Consider the following 23575-nt stretch of genomic DNA (forward strand, 5'->3'; position numbering starts at 1 on the left):
CCGACCATCGATGCCTAACTATATCTCATATTCGGGCTCGGAAAGGCGTCTCCATGGGAATTGACTCTCGGCAAAGCGATATCATCATATTGGGCGCGGGCATGATCGGCCTGACCCAGGCGCTGACGCTGGCAGCCCACGGCCTGCGCATCGCGATCATCGACCGCGCCGACCCGGCCGAGCTGCTCAACCCGCAGGCCGATGCCCGGGTCTCCGCGATCAACAGCGCCAGCTGGAACATGTTCGAGGCCATCGGCCTGGCCGACAAGCTGCGGCCGCATGGCTGCGATATCGAGAAGATTCTGGTCAACGACGGGCTGAAGCCCGGCACGCTGGACTTTGTTCCGGGCGAGGACGAAGGCCCGATGGGCATCATGGTCGAAAATGCGGTGCTCCGGCGACTCCTGTTCGAGGCGGTTCAGGCCAGTGACAATATCACGCTGCATCTCTCGACCCAGGTCGCATCCTGCGACCGTGGCGGCCACAGGGTCGATATCGCGCTGGAGAACGGCGAGCAGCTCTCTGCCCCGCTGCTGATCGCCGCCGACGGGCGCGGCAGCCGGATGCGCGAGGAAGCCGGCATCATCATGGCGCACTGGCAATATGATCACAGCGCGATCGTCTGCAAGATCGCGCATGAAAAGCCGCATGGCAACACCGCCTATGAACTGTTCTTCCCGTCCGGACCCTTCGCCATTCTGCCGATGCTTGACGATGCCGACGGCAAGCATCGCTCTGCGGTCGTATGGACGGTCTCGCGCAAGGATGGCCCCGCCTACGCCAAGATCAACGAGCGCGCTTTTATCGCCGAAATGATGAAGAAAACCGGCGGCTTTCTCGGCGAGATCGAGCTGCTCACCGACCGCCCGACCTATCCGCTGGGCTTCCACCACAGCTCCCATCTGACCGCCGATCGTCTGGTGCTGATCGGCGATGCCGGCCATGGCATCCATCCGATCGCGGGGCAGGGGCTCAATCTCGGCCTGCGCGATGTGGCCGCGCTGACCGAATGTTTGGTTGAGGGTGCGCGGACCGGTCTCGATCTGGGCGACTCCCAAATTCTGGCGCGCTATGACCGCTGGCGCAGCCTCGACAATATGATGGTCTCGGCGGCGACCGATATCCTGACCCGTCTGTTCGGCCTGCCGGGGGAAACCTCGTCGAAGATCCGCCGCATGGGTATCGGGCTGGTCCAGCGCATTGCGCCGCTCAAGGCGCAATTCATGGCCGAGGCAAAGGGCGAGACAGGCGACCTGCCCAAGCTGCTCAAGGGCGAGCTGGTCTAGGTCCGGGCTTTAGCGCGAACCCTGACCGTCATCGATCTTGATCACGGTGCCGGTCACTGCATCCGACGAGGGCGACACCAGAAACAGCAGGGTGCTGTCCATCTGCTCCGGCTGCGCCACCCGCTTGCGCGGGAAATGAACCGAAAAATCGCCAGCGCGCTCGATCATGCCGTCGGCCATATCGGTGGCGAACAGGCCCGGCGCAATACCATTCACATTGATATGGAATTTTGACCATTCCACGGCGAGGGTTTCGGTGATGCGGACCACCCCGGCCTTGGTTGTCGAATAGAGCGCAGCCCCGCCGCCGCTGTAGCTGGTGGCGGCGATCGACGCGACATTGACGATCCGCCCGGGTGTTTTCTCGGCGATCAGCGGGCGGGCAAATTCGTTGGACAGGATGAAGACGCTGCGCAGATTTGTATCCAGAACATCGTCGATCAGGTCGATCGACATCCGGGTGGCATGTTCGGCATCGACGATCCCGGCATTGTTGACGAGGATTTCGGGCTGACCCAGAGATTCCGTGACAGCGGGAATGATCGCCTGAAGCTGCGCCGCGTCGCGCACGTCAAGCGCAAAGGCCTTGGCGGTGCCGCCGTCGGCTGTAATTTCTGCGACCAGATCGTCCAGCTTGTCCTTGCGCCGGGCGGTGCAGGCGACTTTCGCGCCGCAAGCGGCCAGCACCTTGGCGAAGCGGCGGCCAAGACCGGCGGACGCGCCGGTTACGATTGCAGTCTGTCCGCTAAGATCGGTCGAAAAATTGACTGTGGTCATGAAAAAGGCATCCTCTGCAAATTTTTGCAGGGGATGCCCGTGATCATGGGATCAGCGCAAGCGCTAATTTAGTTGTTCAGGTCGTCCTGTTCGATGGGAACGATCTTGATTTCGACCCGGCGGTTGGCAGCGCGGCCCTCTTCGGTGCTGTTGCTGGCTACCGGCTGGCTCTCGCCATAGCCACGGGTCGCCAGACGCGCGCGCTGGACACCACTGTTGGCGAGGAAATTCGCCACAGCATCGGCCCGCCGCTCGGACAACGCCTGGTTATAGGCGTCGCTGCCGGTGCTGTCGGTATGGCCGAGCACGTCGACATAGCTTTTCTCATATTGTGCCAGCGTATTGGCGACATTGCCCAATGTTGTCTGAAATGCCGGGCTGATGGCGCTGCTGTCGACCGGGAAGGTGACGCTCGATGGCATGTTGAGAATCAGATTGTCGCCCTCGCGGGTGACATCGATGCCGGTGCCCGCGGTTTGCTGGCGCAGCTTCTTTTCCTGCTCGTCCATATAGTAGCCGATGCCTGCACCGGCGAGGCCGCCCAGGCCGGCGCCGACGATCTTGGCGGTCCGGTCATTCTTGCCGCCCAGCACGTCGCCGAGCAGATAGCCGCCGACAACGCCGCCGATGCCGCCGATGGCGGCTTTCGAAATGGTGCGATTGCCGGTTTCCGGATTGGTCACGCAGCCGCTGGTCAGCGCCAGAGCGCCGAGTGAAACCGCTGAAATAATTGATTTGTTCATCCGCATGTTCTTTTCCCTTTTAGGTCCTCTTGTCTCGTCAGCATTACGCCCCGCCGCCGAGAAGGTTCCGTCTAACGCGCGATAAATGAATGGTGACTGACAGCAAACTTGAGATTTTGTAAAACTTGCTGCTAAAGGGCTTATGGCATTTCGCCCTTTCAATGGACAATATGACACCCTTTCCCTGGTTTGATGTAGCGATCATAATTTTACTGGTACTGATCAATGGCATATTTGCCATGTCGGAACTGGCGATAGTCTCTGCCCGCAAGGCGCAGTTGCACGGCCTTGCCGACCGCGGCAGCAAGCGCGCCAAGGCGGCTCTGCGTCTTGCCAGCGATCCGGGGAAGTTTCTCTCCACCGTGCAAATTGGGATCACGCTGATCGGCATTATTGCCGGCGCCTATTCCGGCGCCAGCCTTGGCGGCCCGGTAGCGGAGCGGCTGCAGCTGCTGGGCATGGGGCAGGAGCTGGCTGGCACCGTCGGCTTTGTTCTGGTGATCGGCCTGACCACCTACGCATCGCTGGTGATCGGGGAGCTGGTACCGAAACAGATAGCTCTGCGATCCGCAGAACGCATCGCCCTGATCATGGCCCAGCCGATGGAATTGCTGGCCCGCATTTCCGCACCGCTGGTCTGGCTACTCGATAACAGCAGCGCCATGATTTTCCGCCTGATGAGGATCAAGCGCGAGCAGGTTAATCATGTCACTGCGGAAGAATTGCAGATGGTCTTCGCCGATGCAACGCGGTCCGGCGTTATCGAGGAGCATGAACGCGCCGTGATGGCCGGGGTCGTACGCCTCGCCGACCGCCCCATTCGCGAGGTTATGACCCCCCGTACCGAGATTGACTGGCTCGACATCGATGCGAAGCGCGGGGATATTCACAAGTTGCTGATGGAATCCCAGCACAGCCGTTTCCCCGTCGCCGAACATTCGGTCGATGAAATCCGTGGCGTGGTCCAGGCCCGCGATATCGTTGCCGCGCAACTCGGTGGCGAGAAGCTGGATTTGCGCAAGCTGATGCGCCCGCTGGAAAAGGTGCCGGACCAGCTCGACGCGCTCGATGTGCTGGAAATATTGCGTGAGACGGAAGTTCCGATGATCCTGGTGCACGACGAATATGGCCATTTCGAAGGGATCGTCACGCCCAATGACCTGCTCAGCTCGATCGCTGGCGAATTTGTCTCCGACCAGGACGAGAAGACCCAGCGCAGCCTGATCGAGCGGGCCGACGGCAGCTATCTTGTCTCCGGCGCGATGGCGATTGACGCGCTGGCCGAACGGCTGGGGATCCGGCTCTCAGAAGATCGCGACTATGCCACGGTCGCCGGCCACGCGCTGGCGCAATTGCGCCATTTGCCGGAAGAAGGCGAAAGCTTTGAAGACCAGGACTGGGTTTTCGAGATTATCGACATGGACGGCCGGAAGATCGACAAGCTGATCGTCCGGGCGAGCAATCCCGAGGTCGACTGACGGAAAAGCGCCGGCTCTCAGAGCTTGCCGTATTTCTTCTCGAATCCCGCAATATCGTCCTTGGCAAGAAACTTGGCCTGATCGATCCACGCGTCGCGCGTGATCCGCCCGCTGAACGTACCGAGATGCTTGTCGACTTCGTTGATTTCCGCCTCTTTCCAGGCCGCGATCTGGTCGAAACGGGTCACGCCTAAGCTGATCAGCAATGTGTTCAGCTTCGGACCGACGCCCTTGATCAGGCGCAGATTGTCGGGTTCGCCCACCGCGGGTGGAATTTTGGGAGCACCTTCGGTCGCAGCTTCCGGCTCAGGCTGAGGCGCGGGAGCAGGGGCGACGGGCGCGACAACCGGCTTGGGTGCCGGTGGTGGTGGTGCCGGCGCAGCGGCCTCCGGCGCAGGCGCGGCAGCCGTGACCGGTTTTTCTTCCGGTTCCGCCGCTCGCACCGGTTCACCGGCCTTTTCCAGAAGCCCGTCATCGGCGTTGAAACTGTCGAGGGCGGATGCCTCGCGCCCGGTTGCAGCCCAGACCCAGAAAGCCGTGACGACACCGATGAGCAGTGCAATCAGATATAGCAGCCAATTGGCGGTAATCAGCGTAATCATTTTCTCAAAACCCCGTTTTGAATTCTGTTCCCAGCCGGTCCCGGCTAGAATTCTTCCGTGTTCCGGCCCCAGATAAACCAGCCGATAGCGAGGCCAATTGCAAAAGTCGTCAGCAGGAGCAACAGATTTTCAAGTAAAAGTGGCATCGTTCAACTCTCCTGTTGCGCTTTGGCATCATTTGCCGGCGCGCCGTTTGCGGTGCCGATCCGGAACTCGATCCGGCGATTCTGCGCATCCGCCGCTGCATCCGAACCGGTGGCGCGCGGCCGGGTCGAACCATAGCCTGTAGCGCTGATCCGGGTTTCGGCGATGCCGCGTTCGACCAGCCCGGCCTTGATCCGGTTGGCCCGTTCCTGCGACATGTCGCGATTGACGGCGCTGTTGCCATTATCGTCGGTATGGCCTTCGACCGCAACGGAGAGCCCGTTGCAGGCCTTCAGGGATTCGGCAATCTGGTCGAGAATTTTCTTTGTGTCGAGCGAGACATAGGCGCTGCCGGAACGGAAGCTGATGGCATTTTCTGCCATGATCTTGTCGACATCGCTCTGGCATTTTGCGATCCGGTCCTGGTCGGCAGCGACCGGGGCGGTCGTGCCGGATCCGTCATCCTCAGCGGCAACGATCACATGTTCGCCTTTCCAGCTCGTGCTGGAGATGCCGGGGATGGCCATGACCACGCCCATCGCCTCCTGCTTGGCCTCGTCGCCGATATCGCCGTCGAGAAGCGCCGCGCGGGACAGCGGATCCCGGCCCAGGCTGACGCTGGCGCCATCCAGACCGCGCGCGGCCAGCTCGGTCTGTGCCTTCTGCTCCAGGCCGGCGATGAAATTTTCACCCGTTACCGCATGGCCGACCAGTCCCAAAACCAGGGTTGCCGCTGCACCGGTCAAAATCTTGCTTCCGATTTCCATTCGTTAACCTCAGTTCTTTTCCCGCCCTGTTGCATCTAGCTGCAAGCATTGCGCAAAATGACGGATATCGCCCCCCGAGTCCAGTTGCTAGCCGTTATGCCCGAAGCCATAGGGGCCGAAACTGTCTCTCTATGGAACACAGGGTAAAGAAAAATGGTTAATTTGCTCCACTTGTTCGCGGCCGCGCCACTCGATCAGAAACTGCAAGCGATGGATTGGCTCGGTCCGTCCGCCGGGAGTTGAGCGCGCCCCGGATTGTTCGCGAAAATCCGGCACGGCTTGTCCAGCCCGGACGACTCGACGGAACGATTTACATTTCCGGTCCAGCGGATAGGATGTGATTTTTGGGGGGAACCGGTGATGGCTGCACATAAGCTTCAGCAAAAAATACAAAAATTGTCTGGCCGGGCGGCCCTCCTGCTGGTGGCGGGTATATTCTCTGTCCAGCCTGTTCTTGCGCAAGACACCAGCGCGCTGACACCGCAGCAGCAACTGGCGCGCGACATTTACCGCGATGTCATCGCCTTCAGGACTGCGCGCGGTCAGGAACAGGTCCCGGCGATGGTTTCCTATCTTGTCGACCGGTTCGAAAAGGCGGGCTTCAGCGACGATGACATCCAGGTCACGGATTATGACAGCGACGGTGAAAAAACCCAGGGGCTGATGGTTACCTATCGCGCAAAAGCCGGCAGCACCGACAAGCCGATTGTTTTGCTCGGCCATATGGACGTGGTCGATGCGCTGGCCAAGGACTGGGTGCGCCCGCCCTTCACGCTGACCGAAGAGGACGGCTATTTTTTCGGTCGCGCCACGATGGACAATAAATATGGCATCACCAATCTGACATCGACTTTCCTGTGGCTCAAGGCGGAGGGCTGGCAACCTTCGCGCGACCTGGTTCTGGTTTTTTCGGGCGACGAGGAAACCGGCATGGTCTCGACCGAGGCGCAGGCGAAATATGTGGCGGAACATATCGATCCGGCCTTCATCCTGAACAGCGACGCCGGCGGGATCGCGCTGGCGGAAGATGGAACGCCCGTCGCCTTTCGGGTGCAGTCTGCGGAGAAGACCTACGCCACCTACGAGCTGACCGTGAATAATCCCGGTGGTCATTCATCCCGCCCGCGCGCCGACAATGCGATCTACGAACTGGCCGAGGCATTGGGCAAGATCGCGGCCTATAATTTTCCGGTGCAGGCGACGGAATTGACCAGAAGCTATTTTGCCACAGCCGGCAAACTGACGCCGGGCGAGATGGGGCAGGCGATGCTGCGCTTTGCCGAAGACCCGACTGACAGTTCGGCGATCGCAACCCTGCAAGCCAATCCGGAAACCGTGGGTACTTTGGGCACAACCTGTGTCGCGACGATGTTGCAGGCCGGTCACGCGGAAAATGCCCTGCCGCAGTCCGCGACGGCAACCGTCAATTGCCGGATTTTTCCGGGAGTGGGGGCTGCTGCGACAGAGGCGAAGCTGACAGAGATCATCGGCAATGACAATGTCGGCTTCAAGCTGATCACCGATGTCACCGAAAGCCCCGAATCCAGACTCCGCGACGATGTCAGGGCGGCGATCCGCTACAGTATCGACAAGCGCTATCCGGGGCTTCCGATCCTACCCTATATGGAGTCGGGCGGCACCGACGGCATGCATTACCGCGCGCTGGGCTATGACACGGTAGCGCTCTCGGGTGCCGCGATGAAAGCCTCCGACATGTTCGCCCATGGCCTGAACGAACGCTTGCCGGTCGCGTCTTTCTATGGTGGACTGGATCACTGGTACTGGTTTCTGAAGAAGCTGGCGGAATGAGGAACGTTACGCTTCGCCGGAGCAGGGCGCTTCCTTTGCAGGAAGCCTGACGACAAATCGCCAGCTGTAACCGCGATATTGCGGGATAAATTCGCTGCGGGTTCCGGTTTCGCAATCCAGCTCTGTCAGAAAGCGGCGCAAATGCTTGCGCGGCTCGACGTGGAACAACGCCAGCCATTGCTGCAATATCCTGCGAAAGGAAGGTGGCAGCTTTTCCGACTGGCCGAAATCGACGATATGCAATTCGCCTCCCGGGGCAAGTAGCGCGATGGTCTGCCGGATCGCGCCCTGCCAGTCGGGGATCATCGACAGGCAGAAGGACAGGAATATCCGGTCGAATTTGCGGAGCGCTGGCGGCATGGCCAGCGCCGGATTTCCGGCATCGCCCTGAAACAGCGTGATGCGATCGGTCAATCGGCCATGCGCCAGATTCTTGCGCGCCGTTTTCAGCATTTCCGAGCTGATATCAAAGCCGTAAAACTCCGCGTCCGGCCAGACTTTCGCAGCCTGGACGAGATTGCGTGCGGTGCCGCAGCCGATTTCCAGCACCCGACCGCCCGGCGGAGGATCCAGCGCTTCAATCAACTGGTCCCGGCCAAGCAGATAATATTTTCGGGTCAGGTCATAGATGCCGCTCTGGCTGCGATAGACATGATCCATCAGATCGGCGTGGCGGTCGCTGGCCCGCTTGCGCAAAATATCCTCCATCAGGCTCATTTCAACCGGTACAAATGCATCGCGCCATAGATTGCGGAACGGTCTTTGCGGGTTAATGCCTGAGAAAGTTCCGCATCATAGTCCCATGCTGCGAGCAGTCCGTCGGCAACCCGGCCTGGCAACAAGGTCTCTTCCGCCGCGGTGCGGAACAGCACCCGGGCGCCGGGCTTTGCGGTCCGGTCGATTTCGCTCCACAGCCGGTTGAGCTGCTGGTCGGTCATCCAGTCCTGCGCATCGAGCAATATATAGCGATCCAGCGAACCGGCGTCCTGGCTGGCCAGAAATTCGATGAAATTTTGATGCCTGATCTCCAGCTTCCGGCTGCGTTCGCCAAGCCAGTCGAAACTCGCTTCTTCCAGATAGGGCGGTACCGATCCGGGCGCGGCGCTCTGATAGGCGCGGCCAAAGGCCTGCTGCGCAAAATAATTGTCGGCCATCGCAAAATCGCACGCCAGTTTGCGGGTCCGTTCGCACAGCACATCGGCCATATGCTTGTCACCGGCAAGCGCTCGATATTGCGCCGGCGGAATACCGAGACCGAATAATGCCATCGGGTTGGAGCAGAGAAAACGCATCAGTTTCTTCTGGAACAGGGGCCTGATATGCCGTTCGAACAATTCGATCTGCTCGTCGCGCGTCCGCGCGGCCATCATCAGTGATGGCTGCGCTCCTCCGAGCCGTCCGAGCAAATGCACCAGACCGATGAAATTACCGAGCAGACCCTTGCGATAGAAGCCCTTGGCAAAGCCGTTGATCCGGCGCCGCCCGAAATGGTCGCGGCCGTCCCAATATTGGCGGCTGGCTTCGTCGAGATGGGGGCGCAGCCGGTCGCGATAGACAGCAAGATTCTGCTTGTGATCGGCCTGACCGAAAAAGCGGAAGAAATCTTCATGCCTGCCCAGCCGCTGCGCCGCCACCGATTTCAGCCGGCTGAGCGCGATATGGGCGGCGTTGAGATCGACGGCGGTGATTTTCGCAGGATTGGCGCGCAGATAGGACAGGGCGTTGCAGCCACCGCTGGCAATAGTGACGATATGGTGATCAGCCCGGATGTCCAGCGCTTCCATATCGGCAACCGGATCTTCCCAGATCTGCGGATAGACCAGACCGCGAAACATCAAGGAGAAGGTCCGTTCCAGCAGCCCCGCCTTGCTGGCGCGATTGGGCAGGATCGCATCGTTCAATATGGTGGATTGTTTAACGGAACCGATTTGTGCGCTCATGGAGCCTCTCCGAAAATCTGGATCATTTAATCAAATCTAGGCCGCTGCAGTGACGTCGGCATGACCGGCGTGTGACAGGTTTGAGACCGCGCTGTCGAATATTGATAATCACATGATTCCGCCGAAACTCTTAACCCAGGTTATTGAACAAACCGAGAACATGGGCTAACGTCAGGCCATGTCCAAACTTGACCGTTCCGAAAAACTGGCGATTCTTGCCGATGCCGCGAAATATGATGCGTCCTGCGCGTCGAGCGGGTCGGTGAAGCGCAATTCGGCGAAATCGGGTGGCATCGGCTCGACCGGCGGCACGGGCATCTGCCACAGCTATGCGCCCGATGGACGCTGTATCTCGCTGCTGAAAATCCTGATGACCAACTATTGCATGTTCGACTGCCTCTATTGCATCAACCGCTCGTCGAGCAACGTGCGGCGCGCGGCCTTCACGGTGCAGGAAATTGTCGATCTGACGCTGGATTTCTACAAGCGCAATTATATCGAGGGATTATTTCTCTCCTCCGGCATCATCCGCAGTCCGGACTATACGATGGAGCAGCTGGTCGAGGTGGCGCGGCGTCTGCGGGTCGTGCACAAATTCGGCGGCTATATCCATTTGAAGACCATCCCCGAGGCCGATCCGGAGCTGCTCAAGCAGGCGGGGCAATATGCCGACCGCTTGTCGATCAATATCGAATTGCCCGACGATGAATCGATCGCGCGGCTGGCGCCAGAAAAGGACGGCAAGCTGATCCGCCGGACGATGGACAATCTCGGCAAAAAGGTCCGCGAAGCGAAAGCGGAGCGCAAGAGCTCGCGCAAGGCGCCGCTGTTCGCGCCGGGCGGGCACAGCACCCAGATGATCATCGGCGCTGACGCGTCCGATGACGCCAAGATTTTGACCACCAGCGACGGCCTTTATGGCAGCTATGGCTTGAAGCGGGTCTATTATTCCGCGTTCAGCCCGATCCCCGACGCGAGCAGCAATCTCCCGGCTCAGGCCCCGCCTTTGTTGCGCGAACACAGGCTTTATCAAGCCGACTGGCTGCTGCGCTTCTACGGCTTTTCCGTCGCGGAAATCATGCAGGGCGGCAGCGCGGGACAGCTCGACCTGAACATCGATCCCAAGCTCGCCTGGGCGCTGCAAAATCGCGCGCGCTTTCCGGTCAATATCAATCTGGCCGATCAGGAAAGTCTGCTGCGCATCCCCGGACTGGGCGGCAAGGGCGTCGGCAAGATACTCCAGGCCCGCCGCTTCACCGCCTTGCGCCTGACCGACCTCGAACGCATCTGCCAGTCGGTGAAGAAAATCTTGCCGTTCATCACCACGGTCGACTGGCATCCGGGCAAACAACTGGATTCCCTGAACCTCTACGACCGGCTGAAACCGCCACCCGAACAGCTTAGTCTGTTTCCAGCCTGACGGTCGTGAATATGGTTGCAGATTTTAGAGGCGGCAATGCTCTCGCCAAAAGCACTTACCGGATATCACTCTTGAGCGAAGTCGATCTCGAGGGTTGGCGCGACCATGCGCGGCGGCTTTTGCAAGGGGGTGTCGCGCCGGATCAGGTGACCTGGACAGTCGAGGGGCGCGGCAATAGCGGCGAACTGGATCTGTCGCCACCAGCCGCTTTTCCGGAGCAAAGCAGCGACCAGATCGCGCGCCCTGTCCGGATATCGAAGACGCTGCTGTCGCTGATCAACAGCGCGCTGCTGCACAGCAATGAAGATCGGTTCGATCTCGCTTACCGTCTCCTCTATCGCGCGCAATCGGTGCCCGCTCTGCACCGCAATCCCGCCGATGCCGATGTGCTGAAGCTGAACCGCTACGCCAAGGCGATCCGCCGCGATATCCACAAGATGCACGCCTTTGTCCGCTTCCGCAAAATCGGCGCGTCAGAAGGCCGCGAGCAATTTGTCGCCTGGTTCGAACCGGACCATCATATCACCGAAGCGGTGGCCCCGTTTTTCCGTAACCGCTTCACCGGCATGGACTGGCTGATCGTCACCCCGGGCGCGAGCATTGCATGGGATGGCCAGAAGCTCTCGGTCGGCCCCGGCGGCTGCAAGGAGGACGTGCCGCAGGAGGATGTGGTCGAGGCCGAATGGCGGACCTATTACGCCAATATCTTCAACCCGGCCCGGGTCAAGATCAACGCGATGAAGTCCGAAATGCCGATGAAATACTGGAAAAATTTGCCCGAGGCGGAGCTGATTCCTTCGCTGCTGGAACAAGCCGGGACCCGGGTCGAGGCGATGGTGGCGGGCGCGCCCGATGACAGGCTATTTGACTCGAGGACGGATGAACCGGCCGCAGATCGGCCAACCTCGCTGGATCAGCTCTACGCGCTGTTGGAACAGCAACCCGACGCGCCCAGAGACAAATTTTCCGACCGATTGATCCACGGTATCGGTCCGGACCATGCCGATATCATGATCATCGGCGAGCAGCCCGGCGATCAGGAGGACCGGGAGGGCAAGCCGTTTGTCGGACCGGCAGGCCAATTGCTCGACCGCGCGCTGGAGCAGGCCCATATCGACCGGCAGCAGACATTTCTCACCAACGCCGTGAAACGCTTCAAATTTACCCCGCGCGGCAAGCGGCGCATTCACGAAACCCCCAATGTCGGCGAGATCAACTATTATCGCTGGTGGGTCGAACAGGAGATAAGGCTGGTCAATCCGAAGCTGGTGGTGGCGCTCGGCGCAACCGCTGCCCGCAGCCTGACCGGCAAGGCGGTCACAATCTCGCGCCACCGCGGCGAAATATTGCCCGGGCCGGATGGCCGGTCGATCCTGATCACGGTCCACCCGTCCTATCTGCTGCGCATTCCCGACGAGCAGGGGCGGCAGGTCGAATATGCGAAATTCGTTCGTGATCTGCAGCTGGCGGACAATTTTGTCCACTGAGACAAGCCGGACTTGTCGTGACTTCCGCTGTTACGCCGCCAGCCCGCGTTGCAAATCCAGACCGCTCGGTTCCTGAAAGGGGCGCAGCCCGAATTCGGGAAGGATCGCCAGCAAATGGTCGAAAATATCCGACTGGATATCTTCATAGTCCTTCCAGTCGGTGGTGTTGGTGAAACAGTAAATCTCTATCGGCAGCCCCTGCGGCGACGGGTCGAGCTGGCGCACGAGCAATGTCATGCCGTCGGCGATATGGCTGTTGGCGCGCAGATATTCGACGACATAGGCACGGAATGTACCGATATTGGTGACCCGGCGGGCGTTGACCTCGTCGCGCCCGGCTTTCTCGATCGGCGCATTCCATTGGCTCAACTCTGTCTGCTTGTGGCCAAGATAGTCGTCGAGCAGCTGGAAGCGGCGAAATCCGTCCTTCTCCTCCGGCGTGAGAAAGCGGATGCCGTTCTGGTCGATGAAGATCGACCGCTTGATCCGCCTTCCGCCCGCTTCGGACATGCCGCGCCAGTTCTTGAAACTCTCCGAGATCAGGCGATGGGTGGGAATGGTGGTGATCGTCTTGTCCCAGTTCTGCACCTTGACCGTGTGCAGCGCGATATCGATGACATCGCCGTCGGCATTGAGCGCCGGCATCTCGATCCAGTCCCCGACGCGCAGCATGTCGTTCGAGGTCAGCTGGACGGATGCGACCAGCGACAGCAAGGTATCCTTGAATACCAGCAGGACAACCGCCGCCATAGCGCCGAGACCGGACAGGAGGAGCAGGGGCGACTGGTCCATCAATGCGGCGATGATCAATATGGTGGCGCCGACATAGAGAATGATCTTGAGCAGCTGGATATAGCCCTTGATCGGCCGGGTCGCGGAACTCGGCCGATGTTCGTAAATATCGTTGGCGAGGGTAAGCGCCTTGCTCAGCGCCATTGCGATGAACAGGATGATCGAGGCGGACACCACATTGCTGACCAGGGTGATAACCGGCGCCGGCAGATGGGGAACCGCGCCGATTCCGTTCGAGATGATAAGCGCCGGCACGATATTGGCCAGCCGGGCCGCGACCGGCAAGGGCGTGAGGTCTTCATAGGGCATCCAGCGCGTGACGATGCGCAGCACGATATGCTTGATGATGAAATTGGCGACCCACGCAATGGCTAGGAGTATAGCGATCCCGACCAGCGTTTGGCCCGACGGCGCGAGGTTGGGAAGGAAGGGAATGCTATCTATAACGGAAAGGCTTTGGTTCTGGAACTGCTGCATGGTTTCGTGCCCGCGGGTCGAGGGGCGCTGTCTCCGTTTTCGGGGGTGTGAGGGAAGCGCGAATTATGACCGCCAGCACCGACCGTGTCAACGGAAGCGAATCCGGCCGTTTCGTCTTTCGAGATCCCGCTGGTGATGCTATTGTTAGCAGCCATAACCCCCCGATGGTCAGGAGATTCATGACTTTCTTCGACACCGAACTGACCTTGCTTGTCCTCGGCGTGATATTGTTCACGACCGTGCTCGCGGGAACCTTGTCCAGCCGCTTCGGTTTTCCAGCGCTGATCGGTTTTCTCGGCCTCGGCATGCTGGCCGGTGTCGACGGTCCCGGGGGTTTCTATTTCGAGAATTTCGAGCTGACGCAGGGCATCGGCATCGCCTGCCTGCTGTTCATCCTGTTCTCCGGCGGCATGGGCACAGCCTGGCGCGACGTCCGGCGCATGGCGGCCCCGGCCTTGCTGCTGGCCACCATCGGCGTCCTGATCAGCGCGGGGATCGTGGCGCTTTCCGCCATTTTCATATTAGGCTTCGGCCCGCTGCAGGGCGCCCTGCTCGGCGCGGTCATCGCCTCGACCGACGCGGCGGCGGTCTTTGCCGTGCTGCGCAGTTCCGGCCTCGATCTGCACGGCGATGTGCCGGCGCTGATCGAGACCGAATCCGGTTCCAATGATCCGATGGCGATTTTTCTGGTCGGCGCGGCGCTGTTCCTGATCGAAAGCCCGTCCGCTTCACCGCTCCAGCTCGCGCCCGATTTCGTCATCCAGATGGTGATGGGCGCGATTGTCGGCGTCGCCATCGGCTTTGGCATGCCCGAAGTGCTGAAGCGCGGCGGCTATCAGCAAGGGGGCCTCGCCTTTGTCATTTCGATCGCCGCCGCCCTGATCGCTTTCGGTCTTGCCGAAGTGCTTGCCGGCAACGGCTTTCTCGCCAGCTATCTCGCGGGTATCGTCGCCGGCAACCGGACCTATGCCGCCAAGGCCACCGTCGCCGGCTTCCAGGACGGCATGGCCTGGCTGTCGCAGGTGGTGATGTTCTTCACCCTCGGGCTGCTGGTTACGCCGTCCAATCTCGCTCCGGTCATCATACCGGGGCTTTCGATAACCTTCATCCTGATGTTTGTCGCCCGGCCGCTGAGCGTCTTCATCTGCCTTGCGCCCTTCCGCCAGTTTGACTGGCGATCGAAGCTGTTCGTGTCCTGGGCCGGTCTACGCGGCGCAGTGCCGATTGTTCTTGCGACATTCCCGATGGTCGCCGGGGTGCCGGGCGCTTTCGCGATCTTCAATGTCGTCTTCTTCGTGGTGCTGCTGTCCAGCATCATCCAAGGACCGACGATCAAATGGGCCGCCGACCGGCTCGGGGTCAGAAGCTGATCTGGTTTGTCATAGAAACTGCAGCGATCATCCTCATTGCTGAGGATGATCGCTGAAGAAAATCACTGGTGACGCCAATCTAGAAACCGAAGCCCAGCGAAAAGCCGATAGCCGTCTCGGCCAGATGGATATTCGCTTCGCCGCCACCAAAGGGTGCGGGGATCGATCCGGATCCGTTCACGGTCTGGCGCGGCGCGCGCATGGCATAGCCGGTGATTTCGAATTTCTCCGATAGCTTGTACGTCGCACCCAATGTGTAGTGATCGCGAACCACGCCCGGCGCCAATATATTGAGCAAGGTCTCCGACTGCGGGACCGGGTTGGCAGAGCGACCATAACCAGCGCGCAGGGCCAGCCTGTCGCTGGCCTGATAGACCGCGCCGAATTTCCACACATCGATATCGTTCCAGCCAAAGCCGGGGCCGTTATCGGCGCCAAAGGGAACGCCCTGAAGCAGCGAGGCTATCGGGTTACCGACCGAATTGACGTCCGAATATTCGATATGCTTGAAATCCGCGCCCAGCGTCAGCTTCGGCGTCGCGTCGACCGATACGCCTACGCCCCAGGATGCGGGCATGTTGAAACCGCCCTGTTCGGCGAACAGTCCGGCATAACGGTCAAACTCGGTGGTCCAGACCTTTGACTGATAGAAGGCACCGACGCGGAAATTGTCGCCAAAGGACCCGAGATAGCCCACACGGAAACCAGCGCCAAAGGCCCAGTCTTCGCCGCGGTTGGTGAAAGCGTTCGGGTCCTGCGAATTGGCGGCGAACGGCTGGATGCCATTGGCCTCAAAGCTCTGCACCACGAAATGCGGCGACAGGCCAAGGCTCTGTCCCTCGGCAATCTCCACCGCAATCGTCGGCGCAATCGAAATCTGCCGCAGGTTCACGCCCGCCGATCCGGTGGCGCCGAAGCTGGCGAAGGGATTGCTCTTGTAGTCGGTGTTCATGCCGCCATTGCCGTTGACCGCGATGCCGATCGAAACCGTGTCCGACAGCGGCCGGACATAGGCAAATTCCGGCAGGATGAAGGGATTGGCATCATTGCCCGAATAGACCCCGTCGAGCCCCGCCTGATTGCCGATAATCTCGGAGCCGCGATCGGGGATGAAAATCTCGAAGCCGACATCCAGCCGGTGCTCGATGGCGGTCGCGGAAGCCGGGTTGGTGGCGATCCCGAACGCATCCTGCGGCATCGCGATAGATACGCCGCCAGCGCCCTTGGACTTGGCGCCGACACCATTGACAAAATAACCGTCCGTCGCCTGCGCCGTGCCCGGCATGCAAAGCGCCGCACCGGCGAGCAGGAGGCTGGCCAGCGAAGAGGCCGGGCGATTGGCGGTACGTGTTGAGAAACGGGACATGACGATACGACTTTCTGTTGGTGTACCGGCGAAACGGGAGAGGGTGTTTGCCGGAGCGCGTCCCTAGCGATCCCCACCGGCGCGCAGCAAGTTAGGAAAGGTTGCGGGCGACGTAGCTGAGCTTGGCGACGCAGCATGTCTTCGCTGATGACAAGCCGGAGTGAACCAATTAACAGGCGCCGATGGATTCGATCCGCACCCTGATCCGCAACAACGGTACGCTGGCAGCCTGTCTGCTCGGCGCCGCATTGCTGTTCAAGCTGCTGGTTCCGGCCGGCTATATGGTAACGAGCGACAATATGGTGCTGACCGTCGTCATCTGCTCCGATTCCACCGGCGAACAGCTCACCCGAGAGATATCGGTCCCGATGAAAGGGACTAGCGGCGCGGAGCATGAAAAGGGCAAGAATGATTGCCCCTATACCGGACTGGCGAAGAGCGCGGTTGCTGGCGTGGACCTGGCGCTGCTGGCCTCGGCCATCGCTTTTGTTCTGGCGCTCGCATTCGCGCCGCAGATATCGTCCGGGGCAAGCGATACGCCACGCCTGCGCCCGCCCTCCAGGGGGCCACCGCTGGCTGCCTGACGCAGCTACTCGGCAAAATTCAATGCGCAAAAACGGTGGCGGACCGGCAAGGTCCGCATCGCCACGCGCCATATATCAAACCCGATCCGGCTGCGTTCAAACCGCAATATCATGTTTGAACCCATCAATATCGGATACCCATAATGAAGATTTCCTATCCTGCGCTGGCCGCCGGTCTCCTGTTTGCCGTCAACGCCGTCCCCGCTCTGGCCGTAGTCTCAGGCGAGGGCAGCGACGCCTCTACACCCGCCACAAACAAACCCGACACCAGCTTCTCGGTCGGTGAAATCGTCGTCACCGCGCGCGGCATGGCGGGCAGCACCGACAATGTCCTGACTTCGGTCGACCGGCTGGGCGGTGACATTGCGCAGAAAGCCGATGTCGACAATGTCTACGAACTGATCGGCCGGATGCCGGGCATATTGGTGACCGACTTCAACCAGGGCACGACCAGCGGTAAATTTTCGATGCGCGGCTTCAATGGCGAGGGCAATATCAACGCGGTCAGGCTGCTGATCGACGGCATCCCCTCGAACAGCAACGACGGAAACATGCCCTATATCGACATGGCCTTTCCGCTGAACATTGCGGGTATCGAAGTGGTCCGCGGTACCTCCGACCCGCGCTATGGCCTGCACGCCATTGCCGGCAGCGCCAATATCATCACCCGCTCCGGCGGCACCTATGTCGACGCGCGCGGCTTGGTTGGCAGTTACAACAGTTTCGAGGGGCAGCTGGTCGCCGGACTGGAAAGCGGCAATGTCACGCAAAATTACCAGATCGCCTATCGGGAGAGCGACGGCTATCGCGATCACAGCGACAGCCAGCGGTTCAGCCTGGCCGGCAAATGGGGACTTGCGCTGGGAGAAGACGTCAAGCTGGGCGCCATCGCGCGTTACTATGACGCGGACGCGGAAGAGCCCGGCTATCTGACCTTCGATGACAGCCGCGCTAACCCCCGCATGACCAACGACTATAACGAATCCGACGGCGATTCCCGCGGGCTGCAACAATATGCGCTGACGCTCGACGCGGCTCTGTCCGACCGGCTCGACTGGTCGAGCATGGCCTATTACAACCGCTTTCGCGACGACCGTTTTGTCAAATTCTCCGCCGGAGCCTCGCAGCAGCGCCGCCTGACGCAGGAAGATCAATATGGTGTCTCGACAGCGCTCCACTGGCACGGCGATCTGTCCGGCGTCCCGCTGATGCTGGAGGCCGGCGGCAATATCGAATGGCAGGACAATCGCTCCGCCCGCTGGCTCTCGGTCGAACGCGTGCCGACCAGCCAGACCCGCGACCAGCAGTTCGACCTTTCGGTTGGCGGCGCCTATGTCCAGGCCATCATCGAACCGGCAAGCTGGCTGCGAATCACGCCCGCCTACCGGATCGACTGGGTCGGCGGCGACTTCGATAATTTGCTGAGCGACACGTCCGCGCCGATCAACGACTATGGCAGCATTGACCAGCCCAAGCTGTCGGTCGCGGTCTTCCTGACCGACGGCGTCACGCTTTACGGCAACTGGGGGAAGACATTCCAGATCGGTCTGGGATCGGGCGCCTATCTGATCCCGCCACGCCAGGTCGATCTGGCCCCGTCGATCAACAGCGGCTGGGAACTGGGCGCAAAATATCAGCTTGGCGACATGGTCGAGGCGCGTGTCGCTTATTGGGAGCAGAGCGCGACCGGAGAAATTGCGCGCAAGCTCAACGATCCGCTGGGTGATTTCGAGAATGTCGGCGGCACCGACCGCAAAGGCGTCGATGTTCAACTGAGCGTCCAGCCGATGGCCGGTCTGTCGCTGTGGGGCGCATTGTCATGGCAGAAGGCCGTCATTTCGGTGCCATCGCCGGCGACGCCGGAACTGGCCGGCAATGAGATCAACCACACGCCGCGCTGGCTCTGGTCCGGCGGGATTGAATATTCTCCGCTGGAGCCGCTCACCCTGTCGCTGACCGGGCGCGGGCAATCCTCCTACCATCTCACCACCGCCAATGCGGAGGGCAAATGGGGCGATTTAAATGTGTTCGATGCGAGCGCCTTCTATCGCGTGAACGACACATTGGAACTCGGTCTGACGGTCAAGAATCTGGGCGACAGCTATTATGAATATGTCTGGTGGGACGGATCGCAGACGCTGCACAGCCCGGCCAATGGCCGCAATGTCACCGCCAGCGCCCGTCTGCGCTTCTGATGCAGATCAGGGGAGACCGGCTGCGTCGCGCGGTGCGCGCGCTCCATCTATGGCTGGGGCTGGGCATTGGCGGCCTGCTGGTCTTGCTCGGCCTGACCGGTTCGGTCCTCACCTTCTATCCGGAGCTGGATGCTCTGTTGCATCCGGAAATCCGGGTGGAGGCGGGCATACCCGACTGGGACCGGGCCTTGGCGACCGTGCGCCAGGCCTATCCGGACAAACAGGGGCCGTGGCGATTTGAAGTGACTGGCCAGCCCGGCGCGATCCCCGCGCGCTATTATAATCCGCGGGAGCGGGCCGGCCATGATTTCCGGCCGATGATGGTCTGGCTCTCCCCCGATGGCTCGCAGCTACTGCGCCGCGACTATTGGGGCGAATATGCGGTGACCTTCATCTATGATCTGCATTACCGGCTGCTGCTCGGGGAGACCGGCGGTACCGTGCTCGGCTGGCTGGGCTTCGTCCTGCTCGCGCTGTTGCTCAGCGGTCTATGGGCCTGGTGGCCCAGAGGTTCCTGGAGAAAGGCACTGCGGCTCAAGCCCGGCGCCCACCCGCACCGGAGCCTGCGGGACTGGCACAAGCTTGCCGGGCTGTCCGGTCTGGTGTTTCTGCTCATCCTGACGGTGACCGGGATCATGCTGGCGCTGCCGGAGGAGAGCGATACGGCGCTGAGCGCAGCCGGTCTGCCGGTCGACGCCATGCCCCATGTTCATCCCGCCTCGACCCCATCCGGACAGCCGGTCAGCGTCGCCCATATCGTGCGCGCAGGTCGCTCGGCGCTGCCCGAGGCCCGTCTCGCGTGGATCGAAACGCCACCGGAGCAGGGCGGCCATTTCCGCTTGCGCATGCAGGTCCCCGGCGACCCCAGCTTCCGCTTCCCGCACAGCTATGTCTGGGTCGAGGGCGGCAGCGGCAAGGTCGTGGCGATTCACGACGCGCGACAGGTCCGGACCGGCAGCACGATCAACAACTGGCTGCACCCGCTGCACGATGGATCGGCCGGCGGACTGGCCGGGCGCCTATTGGCCGCGCTGTGCGGACTGCTGCCGGCGGTGCTGTTCGTCACTGGTGTCTTGCGCTGGCGATCAAGGCGGCGAGGGTGAGGGCTCCATTCGGTGCCTCACCCGTAATATTCATCGCCCCTTCAACTGTCGTCATGCCCGGCGGCGAGCTGGGTCAGTTTGACAAATTCCTGACGCCAATAGCCACCCGGCGATCCGGCCAGCCGTGCAACCTGATCGAAGGAATAATCGGCGAGCTTGCTGTCGCCGCGCAATTTCTGCCCGAAGGCAGCGACGGCAACCGCGAACGCCAGATCGCCTTTCGGTTGCGGCGCGTTGTCCAGGGACGCGCTGCTGATGGTCTGGGCGATCAGTTTCGACTTGTCCCCATCCGGGGATTTGTAGCGCAACTTCAGATAGGCCATTTCCTCGCCCTTCACCGCAGCACCGGCCTGGGTTTTCGAATAGCGGCGGTCGCCGATCCAGCCGGTCTTGCCGACCGGTATCACCTCGTAGAGAGCGGTAACCTGATGGCCGGCACCGATATCCCCGGCATCGATCCGGTCATTGTCGAAATCCTCCTCGCGCAGCGCCCGGTTTTCATAGCCGATCAGACGATATTGCGAGATCACCGCGGGATTGAACTCGATCTGGATTTTGACATCCTTGGCGATGGTGAACAGGGTCGACGTCATTTCCTCGTCGAGCACCTTGCGCGCCTCCATCGCATTGTCGATATAGGCATAATTGCCGTTCCCGACATCGGCGATCTGTTCCATCATCGCCTCGTTATAATTATTCTGGCCAAAGCCCAGCGTGGTCAGCGTGATGCCGCTTTCGCGGTTCTTCTCGATCAGCTTGATCAAGTCGTCCTGACTGGTGATTCCGACATTGAAATCGCCGTCGGTCGCCAGAATGACCCGGTTGACGCCGCCTTTGACAAAATGGTCGCGGGCGGTCTTGTAGGCAAGCTGGATGCCCGCTCCGCCAGCGGTCGAGCCACCGGCATCGAGCCGGGCCAGTGCTGCCTTGATATCGCGGGTGCTGCTGGTCGGTTCCAGCACCAGTCCGGCGGCGCCTGCATAGACGACGATGGAAACCTTGTCGCGGGCGGTCAGCTTGTTGGCGAGCATCCCGAGCGCGGTCTTGACCAGCGGCAGTTTGTCGCCGGCATGCATACTGCCCGAGACATCGAGCAGGAAAACCAGATTGGCCGCCGGGCGCGTTCTGTGGTCGAGATCATAGCCGCGTATGCCGATCCGCAGCAGCCGGCTCTGGTCGTTCCAGGGGGATCGCGCCACTTCGCTGGATACGCTGAACGGGACATCGCGACTGGCGGGTTTGGGATAGTCGTAGCGGAAATAATTGACCATTTCCTCGGTCCGGACCGCTGCCTGTGGCGGCAGACGGCCTGCGGTCAGAAAGCGGCGCGTGTTCGAATAGCTGCCGGTATCGACATCGACGGAGAAGGTGGAAACCGGTTCCAGCCGCGCCAGCTTGACGTCGGACACCGGCTCGCCATCATAGCGTTCGCGGTCTTCTTTCGGGATCGCAACCGGATCGCGCAAGGATGGCTGGTAGCGGTAGACCGTGGTCTGCTGCTCGGGCTGCTTGCCGTAAATCTGCACACCGTTCTGGTCGATGATGATGGCATTGGAAGGCGAGGGAGCCGCAACCACGCCCGGCGCATAGGCCGCTGCGCCAGCATAATCCGCCTCGGCCTCCTCTGGCATGACAGGCATGTCTAGTTGCATTGGCGGCGCATAGCCTTTTGACGCGGACTGCTTGTCGGAAGAGCAGGACGAGATGATCATCGTCAGGGCAACGGCGTGAACACAGGCGGTCAAGCCGGCGGGAAAAGCGATGCTTCCGGGGGGCGTTCTCATTAATTCTCTCCTCGTGAATAAAATGATATAACGTAACATATATGATCATTATGAAGATGAACGGGAGATGAACGGGCTCTTTCTCCGTCGGTTCCGGCGTGATCAGCCGAGGGCGTGACGGACATCACGCAACGCCCGGCGCTCCATTGGTTACAGTTTTGCGGTCGCGTTATTCAGAGGAGACAGAATCAATGCCCGGTGAAAACTCTAACGCAGTGATCCAGAAAAAAGTGGATGAACTGAAGGAAAAATTCGAAGCCCGCGTTCAGGCGATCAGACAGAAGGGATCGGAACAATTGGGGAATATCAACGATGATGCTCCCGATCCGTCCGATACCGAAGCGATGCTCAACCTCACCTTTGACGTGAAGTGGAAGCTGACATCGATCAAATTCGACGTGCCGCAATTTTCCATGGAAAGGGAAACGATCAAATTCGACATTCCCGAGGTGACGATGAAAATCAAGGAACTCAAATTCGATGTTCCTGCCACCCGCATGGTACGGAAGTGCATCGCGAAAAAGCCAGAATTCCACGGCTTCAAGGTCAAATGGACCTGCATTTACGCCCATGTGCCGGAAGCCTATATGAAGCGGGTGACGATCAAGACCGATATTCCGCAATTCTCGAGCAAGCGAGTGGAAATCAAGTTCGACAAGCCGGTGGTGAAAATGGATCGGGTGGAGATAAAACTCCATCTGCCGCAATTCTATCTCCGCAAGCTCGACGCCCAGATCGAGGACCACAAGGAAAAGGTCGAGGATGTCGCTGCCGACATGACGGCCGAAATAGCCTCCGCCCAGACCGAGTTGAAAGCCAGCCTCCAGTCCGAGATCGGCGAGGAAATCGAACTGATGTTCGATGATCTCAGGGAATCGATCCTGAAGGAGCGGACCAATGTCGAAAGCGCCTATGACGAAGCCATCGGCAAGACCAAATCGGCCATCCGGATCCTGAAGGAAAACAACGCGGTTGACGAAGTGGCGCGCCTGGAAGGCGAATTGTCCAAGCTGGTTAGCGATTATCAGCAGCTGCTGGCCGATCTCGACAAGGCGCTGGAAGAGATGAACGCGCAACAGCATGAAGCGCTGACCTCGCTCAAAATCTCTGCCTGAAAAACCGGCCAGGCCGCCGTCCGCCCGCCCACAAGCGCGCGCAAGGCAGCCTGGCCGTTTCGCTATATCGGTCGGGGATCAACGCCGGTCGAGCCGGTGGTGAATGTGCAGGAGCCATATCGCGCAGCGCCGGCCGGCGCGCTGGATTTACTGTTTCAGAAACATTGGAAATCAATCGGCTATGTTAAAGTGATGCCGTACAGCGTTACTGTAATTGCCAATTATCTGCATGGATAGTTGTTCATATATTTCGCAATATTTGTATTCTTCGAATAAAAGTGATATGGTCCATGGTCTGTTTATAATAGTTTAGTGTCGAACAACTTATAAAAAGGT

19 protein-coding genes are annotated in these 23575 nt (G+C 60.3%); 10 read left to right on the plus strand and 9 right to left on the minus strand.

The genetic code is table 11. The annotated features are described in order from the left end of the window. The first annotated feature begins 53 nt into the window (after window positions 1-53). Window positions 54-1286 (plus strand): UbiH/UbiF/VisC/COQ6 family ubiquinone biosynthesis hydroxylase, encoded by a 1233-nt coding sequence (locus tag CHN51_RS11190; protein WP_100094083.1) that lies wholly within the window; start codon window positions 54-56, stop codon window positions 1284-1286. 9 nt (window positions 1287-1295) lie between these two features. Here the strand turns inward: CHN51_RS11190 and CHN51_RS11195 are convergent, their stop codons facing one another. Together CHN51_RS11195 and CHN51_RS11200 are read right to left on the minus strand one after the other, a co-directional pair. After that, entirely contained in the window at window positions 1296-2063 is a 768-nt protein-coding gene (locus CHN51_RS11195) for an SDR family NAD(P)-dependent oxidoreductase (protein ID WP_100094084.1), read from the minus strand. A gap of 68 nt (window positions 2064-2131) precedes the next feature. Then, window positions 2132-2812: an OmpA family protein gene (locus tag CHN51_RS11200; RefSeq protein ID WP_100094085.1), complete on the minus strand. Its 681-nt coding sequence runs from the start codon at window positions 2810-2812 to the stop codon at window positions 2132-2134. Between the two features lie 155 nt (window positions 2813-2967). Here CHN51_RS11200 and CHN51_RS11205 point away from each other — a divergent pair, with 155 nt between their 5' ends. Further along, window positions 2968-4284: a hemolysin family protein gene (locus CHN51_RS11205; RefSeq protein WP_100094086.1), complete on the plus strand. Its 1317-nt coding sequence runs from the start codon at window positions 2968-2970 to the stop codon at window positions 4282-4284. 17 nt (window positions 4285-4301) lie between these two features. On the opposite strand, the gene CHN51_RS11210 is transcribed toward CHN51_RS11205, so the two are convergent. Beyond that, on the minus strand, window positions 4302-4886 hold the full coding sequence (locus tag CHN51_RS11210; protein ID WP_100094087.1) for a hypothetical protein: 585 nt from the start codon (window positions 4884-4886) through the stop codon (window positions 4302-4304). 149 nt (window positions 4887-5035) lie between these two features. Next, complete coding sequence (locus CHN51_RS11215) at window positions 5036-5797, minus strand: OmpA family protein (RefSeq protein WP_100094088.1); 762 nt, start codon at window positions 5795-5797, stop codon at window positions 5036-5038. 360 nt (window positions 5798-6157) lie between these two features. Between CHN51_RS11215 and CHN51_RS11220 the strand changes: the two genes are divergently transcribed. After that, window positions 6158-7606, plus strand: a complete 1449-nt coding sequence (locus CHN51_RS11220; RefSeq protein ID WP_100094089.1) for a M20/M25/M40 family metallo-hydrolase — start codon at window positions 6158-6160, stop codon at window positions 7604-7606. Between the two features lie 6 nt (window positions 7607-7612). Here CHN51_RS11220 and CHN51_RS11225 read toward each other — a convergent pair whose 3' ends face one another. Next, window positions 7613-8314, minus strand: a complete 702-nt coding sequence (locus tag CHN51_RS11225) for a class I SAM-dependent methyltransferase (protein WP_100094090.1) — start codon at window positions 8312-8314, stop codon at window positions 7613-7615. A gap of 5 nt (window positions 8315-8319) precedes the next feature. Next, complete coding sequence (locus CHN51_RS11230; RefSeq protein ID WP_100094091.1) at window positions 8320-9546, minus strand: DUF3419 family protein; 1227 nt, start codon at window positions 9544-9546, stop codon at window positions 8320-8322. A gap of 178 nt (window positions 9547-9724) precedes the next feature. Between CHN51_RS11230 and CHN51_RS11235 the strand changes: the two genes are divergently transcribed. Together CHN51_RS11235 and CHN51_RS11240 are read left to right on the plus strand one after the other, a co-directional pair. After that, window positions 9725-10966, plus strand: coding sequence for a putative DNA modification/repair radical SAM protein (locus CHN51_RS11235; RefSeq protein WP_100094092.1), 1242 nt, complete (start codon window positions 9725-9727; stop codon window positions 10964-10966). 11 nt (window positions 10967-10977) lie between these two features. Beyond that, on the plus strand, window positions 10978-12453 hold the full coding sequence (locus CHN51_RS11240; RefSeq protein WP_100094093.1) for a UdgX family uracil-DNA binding protein: 1476 nt from the start codon (window positions 10978-10980) through the stop codon (window positions 12451-12453). A gap of 30 nt (window positions 12454-12483) precedes the next feature. Here CHN51_RS11240 and CHN51_RS11245 read toward each other — a convergent pair whose 3' ends face one another. Continuing rightward, window positions 12484-13722: a mechanosensitive ion channel family protein gene (locus CHN51_RS11245; RefSeq protein WP_100094094.1), complete on the minus strand. Its 1239-nt coding sequence runs from the start codon at window positions 13720-13722 to the stop codon at window positions 12484-12486. A gap of 179 nt (window positions 13723-13901) precedes the next feature. Here CHN51_RS11245 and CHN51_RS11250 point away from each other — a divergent pair, with 179 nt between their 5' ends. Further along, window positions 13902-15092 carry a potassium/proton antiporter gene (locus CHN51_RS11250; RefSeq protein ID WP_100094095.1) on the plus strand — a complete coding sequence of 397 codons (1191 nt, stop codon included), beginning with the start codon at window positions 13902-13904 and terminating at the stop codon, window positions 15090-15092. A 79-nt stretch (window positions 15093-15171) separates the two neighbouring features. Here CHN51_RS11250 and CHN51_RS11255 read toward each other — a convergent pair whose 3' ends face one another. Further along, complete coding sequence (locus CHN51_RS11255) at window positions 15172-16458, minus strand: porin (protein ID WP_100094096.1); 1287 nt, start codon at window positions 16456-16458, stop codon at window positions 15172-15174. A 182-nt stretch (window positions 16459-16640) separates the two neighbouring features. Between CHN51_RS11255 and CHN51_RS11260 the strand changes: the two genes are divergently transcribed. The 3 genes from CHN51_RS11260 (at window position 16641) to CHN51_RS11270 (ending at window position 20340) form a co-directional block, all read left to right on the plus strand. Further along, window positions 16641-17042, plus strand: a complete 402-nt coding sequence (locus CHN51_RS11260; RefSeq protein WP_100094097.1) for a DUF2946 family protein — start codon at window positions 16641-16643, stop codon at window positions 17040-17042. A 143-nt stretch (window positions 17043-17185) separates the two neighbouring features. Continuing rightward, window positions 17186-19237 carry a TonB-dependent receptor gene (locus CHN51_RS11265; RefSeq protein WP_100094098.1) on the plus strand — a complete coding sequence of 684 codons (2052 nt, stop codon included), beginning with the start codon at window positions 17186-17188 and terminating at the stop codon, window positions 19235-19237. Next, on the plus strand, window positions 19237-20340 hold the full coding sequence (locus CHN51_RS11270; protein WP_100094099.1) for a PepSY-associated TM helix domain-containing protein: 1104 nt from the start codon (window positions 19237-19239) through the stop codon (window positions 20338-20340). Before CHN51_RS11265 ends, CHN51_RS11270 begins: the two co-directional genes overlap by 1 nt. Window positions 20341-20381: 41 nt before the next feature. Here CHN51_RS11270 and CHN51_RS11275 read toward each other — a convergent pair whose 3' ends face one another. Next, window positions 20382-22124, minus strand: a complete 1743-nt coding sequence (locus CHN51_RS11275; RefSeq protein WP_240616702.1) for a VWA domain-containing protein — start codon at window positions 22122-22124, stop codon at window positions 20382-20384. A gap of 191 nt (window positions 22125-22315) precedes the next feature. Here CHN51_RS11275 and CHN51_RS11280 point away from each other — a divergent pair, with 191 nt between their 5' ends. Next, on the plus strand, window positions 22316-23239 hold the full coding sequence (locus tag CHN51_RS11280; protein WP_123906304.1) for a hypothetical protein: 924 nt from the start codon (window positions 22316-22318) through the stop codon (window positions 23237-23239). Window positions 23240-23575: the final 336 nt, after the last annotated feature.

The sequence above is a fragment of the Sphingorhabdus sp. YGSMI21 genome (genome assembly GCF_002776575.1).
Classification (GTDB): Bacteria; Pseudomonadota; Alphaproteobacteria; order Sphingomonadales; family Sphingomonadaceae; genus Parasphingorhabdus.